The following is a 4,596-nucleotide window of genomic DNA, read 5'->3' as shown; positions in this document are numbered from 1 at the left end:
GGTGCGGTGGCGCCGCACCATGGCCGCCGAGACCACCCCCGACGGGGCTGCAATAGACGCTGCCGCCCTTGACCGCGCAGCCTGCAAGCAGCCCAACGGCCGCACGAAACAGTGCCCCGCCGCCAGACACCACAGACCCGTCATCGATGGGGAAGGCCCGCGGCCCAGGCCATGGTGACGTTGACCAACGAGAACACCACAGACCCGTCATCGATGGGGAAGGCCCGCGGGTACACTATTCGCCGTCAAAACGTTTCCCAGTCGCCATCCGCGGGGGTGGCTGCCGCCGGGGTGGCCGTGCGTTGCGCTGCGCCACCAGCCTTGGCCTGCGCAGCGGCAGCGGAACCAGACGCCGCGGGTGCCGGTGCCGTGCCCGCGGGCAGCGCGGAGCGCGCCGCCGCCACCCCTTGCGCGATGCGCGCCGACTTAGCCGCGCCGACCACCGCCTGCTTGAGGCGGTTGAGCGTATTGACCACCGCACGCCCGGCGCGGATGAACGGCGATTCGCCCTGCAGCAAGCGGTTGGCCTCCTCGGTCTTGCCCGCATTGACCAGCTCGGCGATGCGGCCCGTCTCCAGGTGAAAGGTTTTGTGCTGCTCCACCAACTGGCTAAACAACGGCAACTGGCCGTAGCGCTGCCCCCCAGCGCCATAAATCCACTTGCCCAGTGCGCAGCAGTCGTCGCGCCGGATGGTGGCCACATCGAGCTTTTCGCCCTTTAAGATGGCGTTGCGCAGCTTGATGCGCCACTGCTGGTGCGCCTTGATGGCGCCGTCGAAATCCAGTTGCGACGGGTCGGCTGAGTGCGCCGCCGCCTGCTTGCGCAGCGCCACCGCGTCCTCTTTGACCAACAGCGTGTCCGTCGGTGTCAGACGGAATACCCGGATCGTGCCGTGCACAGTCTGTACCTGCTCGTCTAACGACACGGCGGCGGCGGCCAGCTGCTCGACCATCGCCGCATTTTGCTGCGTGATGGTGTCCAGATTGGCAATGGCCTCGGCAATCTGCGCCACCCCGTTGGTCTGCTCGCGCGCCGAATGATGCACGTCCTCAAACACCTGGGCCACGCGCTCCACCGCTTGCGCCACGGCCGTCATGCGCTCGCTGGCCTCGGCGGCGCGCGCGTCTCCCGCCATCACCCGCTCGCGCGACTCGGTGATGAGCTGCCGAATCTGTTTGGCCGCCTCACCGGTGCGCTGCGCCAGCGCCCGCACCTCACCCGCCACCACCGCAAAACCGCGCCCCGCTTCGCCCGCGCGGGCGGCTTCCACCGCGGCGTTGAGCGCCAGGATGTTGGTCTGAAACGCCACGCCTTCGATGACCTGGATGATGTCGGTGATGCGCTGCGACGACTCGGTGATATCGCGCATCGTACCGGCCAAGCTCCCAGCGGCTTCGCTGCCCGCGCGCGCCAGCGCCAGCGTCTCACGCGCCAACGCCACCCCGTCGGCAGCCAGACGCGAGGTCTCTTGCGTGGTGCCGTTGATTTCCTCCATCGACGCGGCGGTTTGCTCGAGGCTGGCCGCGGCGTTTTCGGTGCGATGCGACAAGTCCTGGTTGCCCACCGCGATTTCCTGCGTGCCGCCGCGCAGGTTGGCCACCTCGTGCCGGATGTCGCGCACGATGGTGCGCACGCCCACCTCCACTTGTTGCAAGGCCAGTTGAATGCGCTTGAGGTCGCCGGTGGTGTCGATCGTGATCGGCTCGATCAGGTCACCGCTGGCCAGGTGCTCGGCCTGGCGCACGATGCGCCGCACCGGGCGCACGAACTCGCGCTCGATGACGATCCACCCGCCGATGAGCAGCGCCGCCGCCACCAGCGCAGCCGCCCACAGCGGCGCGCCGAGCGCCGCCACCGCCAGCGGCAGCACCGCTAGGAGCGCGCAGCCCAGCATCAGCCGCCCGCGCAGCCCCAAGCGCAGCGCGCGGCCCAGCACGCCCCTCAGCCCGGCGCGCACCACTTCGCCACCGGACAGGCGTGTGCGCAGCCGGCCGCGCTGGGCCTCGTCGCGCATGCGCGCGTACAGCGCCTCGGCCGCCTGGATTTCGGCCGCGGTCGGCTTGCTGCGCACCGACAAAAAGCCGACGATCTGCTCGCCTTCGCGCACCGGGGTGACGTTGGCCCGCACCCAGTAGTGGTCGCCGTTCTTGCGCCGGTTTTTCACCACCGCCATCCACGGCCGCCCCTCCTGCAGGATGGTGTGCCACATGTCGCGAAACGCCTCTTCCGGCATATCCGGGTGGCGCACGATATTGTGCGGCTGCCCCAGCAGTTCCTCGCGCGTGTAGCCGCTGACGGCAACGAACGCATTGTTGGCATAAGTGATGCGCCCTTTGACGTCGGTGACCGAGATCAACGTCTGGTCGTCCGGCAGGTCATACCTCTTTTGGGTAACGGGCAGGTTCACACGCATGGAAAGCTCCCCGGAGATACAGTGGACCGAAGCGGGTATGGGACGCCTCCTCGGCCTAGGCACGGCCGCACCGTTGGCCAACACCAGAAGCGCCACACCGACCCGATGAGCATTGTAGCCACACGGTCTCAAATTCCACACCGCATACATACCGCATATACTGGTGTGGGCGCGAGGCGTTGCTTCGCCCTACACGCGGCGGTGGTGTCGGCATCGCACAGCGCCGAATGCTGCTGGGCCAGCAACCTCATCGCAGGCCACCGCGGCAGCCCCACCCGCTGTGGGCGCGCCGTCTGGCCGGGAGCGCCAGCCGCTGCCGCGGTGCGGGGTCGGTGCAGCACCCTTCGGGTCCATCTCCTGCGCCGGTTCAGGCGTCGCCGTCGTCCCCTGGAGCGCCTGCCGACGCCGGCGGCACCACCCGCCGTGCCACGTCGGCCGCAAAACCGCGCGCGACCAAAAACCGCAGCTGGCGTGCGCGCTCGCGGGCATCGGTCGGCGAGCGCCCAAAGCGCTGTTGCCACAGGGCCAAGGCGCGCTCGAGCTCGCTGGCGTCGAGCCGCTGGCGCACCGCACGCAGCGTCTCGGCGTCCACGCCGCGCGCACGCAGCTCGGCCTGCACGCGCTGCGCGCCCCAGCGCTCGGCGCGCCGGCGCAGCAGGCTGTCGACCGCGCGCTGCTCATCCAGCCAGCCGCGCGCCACACACTCGTTGAGCACCGCCTGCAGGGCGGCGGCGTCGGGCGCATGGGAAGCCAGCCGCTGGGCCAGCTCGGCGCGCGTGTAGTCGCGCTGCGCCAGCAGGCGCAGCGCGCGTGCTTTCAGGCTGGGATGACGCCCCCCCGCGTCGTCATCCACCGCGCCGGTGGCCTGGGCCAGCTCCTGCGGCTCGGCGTGGCGGCGCGCGACATAGCGCGTGCTGGCACCCACCGCATCCTCGGGCGCCACCACAGCCGCCGCACTGTGCTCAGAGGTCGTCGAGCGCGACATCGGCCACGTCGTCCTCGTCCGGTGCGACGCTGGGCAGCGCCGCCACGCCCACCGCAGCGCGGATTTTGTTTTCGATCTCGCGCGCCAGATCGGGGTTTTCCTTCAGAAATTCGCGCGCGTTCTCGCGCCCCTGGCCGATTTTTTCGCCGTTGTAGGCGTACCACGCGCCGGATTTTTCAATCACCTTGTGCAGCACGCCCAGATCCACGATCTCGCCCTCGCGGCTGATGCCTTCGCCGTACAGGATGTCGAAGTCGGCGGTCTTAAATGGGGGGGCGACCTTGTTCTTGACCACCTTGACCTTGGTTTCGCTGCCGATGACCTCTTCGCCCTTTTTGATGCTGCCGGTGCGGCGGATGTCGATGCGCACCGAGGCGTAGAACTTGAGCGCGTTGCCGCCGGTGGTGGTCTCGGGGCTGCCGAACATGACGCCGATCTTCATCCGGATTTGGTTGATGAAGATGACCATGCAGTTGGTCTTCTTGATGGTGGCGGTGAGCTTTCGCAGTGCTTGGCTCATCAGGCGCGCCTGCAACCCGGGCAGCGCATCGCCCATGTCGCCCTCGATTTCGGCTTTGGGCGTCAGCGCCGCCACCGAGTCCACCACAACCAGGTCCACCGCGCCGGAGCGCACCAGGCTGTCGACGATTTCCAGCGCTTGCTCGCCCGTATCCGGCTGGCTGATGAGCAGGTTGGACAGATCGACGCCGAGCTTTTGCGCGTACTGCACATCCAGCGCGTGCTCGGCGTCGATGAAGGCGCAGATGCCGCCTTGCTTTTGCATTTGCGCGATGACTTGCAGCGTCAGTGTCGTCTTACCCGAGGACTCGGGGCCGTAGATCTCGATGACACGCCCGCGCGGCAGGCCGCCAACGCCCAGCGCCAGGTCCAGTCCCAGCGAGCCGGTGGACACCACCTGGATGTCCTCGACTTTTTCGCCCTCGGCCAGGCGCATGATGGTGCCTTTGCCGAATTGCTTTTCGATCTGGGCCAGCGCGGCCTGCAGGGCCTTGGCCTTTTCGGGGTCGGGGGCACGGGTGGCGGCGTTCATGAGCAACTCCTGAGCAACAACAGGAAAAAACACACGGAAGTGGGGTCAACCGCACCGCCTTCCCCGGGCCTGGCCTCGCCGGCTCAGACCCCAGCGGCCGGTGCTGACGCCCAGTGTAGCGCCTGATTTGATCAATGAATTCGATT

At 68.1% G+C, this 4,596-nt stretch carries 3 protein-coding genes; all 3 read right to left on the bottom strand.

The window, feature by feature from the left end:
• Nucleotides 1-245: 245 nt before the first annotated feature.
• On the bottom strand, nt 246-2,414 hold the full coding sequence (locus tag V7Z54_RS06090) for a methyl-accepting chemotaxis protein (protein WP_334135127.1): 2,169 nt from the start codon (nt 2,412-2,414) through the stop codon (nt 246-248).
• A gap of 367 nt (nt 2,415-2,781) precedes the next feature.
• On the bottom strand, nt 2,782-3,399 hold the full coding sequence (recX, locus tag V7Z54_RS06085; protein ID WP_334135125.1) for a recombination regulator RecX: 618 nt from the start codon (nt 3,397-3,399) through the stop codon (nt 2,782-2,784).
• Entirely contained in the window at nt 3,377-4,450 is a 1,074-nt protein-coding gene (gene recA / locus V7Z54_RS06080) for a recombinase RecA (protein ID WP_334135123.1), read from the bottom strand. Before recA ends, recX begins: the two co-directional genes overlap by 23 nt.
• Nucleotides 4,451-4,596 lie beyond the last annotated feature (146 nt).

The organism is Tepidimonas sp. (assembly GCF_036824975.1).
GTDB lineage: Bacteria > Pseudomonadota > Gammaproteobacteria > Burkholderiales > Burkholderiaceae_C > Tepidimonas.
The sequence above is the reverse complement of the archived record's forward strand: the minus strand, read 5'-3'. Positions and strand labels throughout refer to the sequence as shown.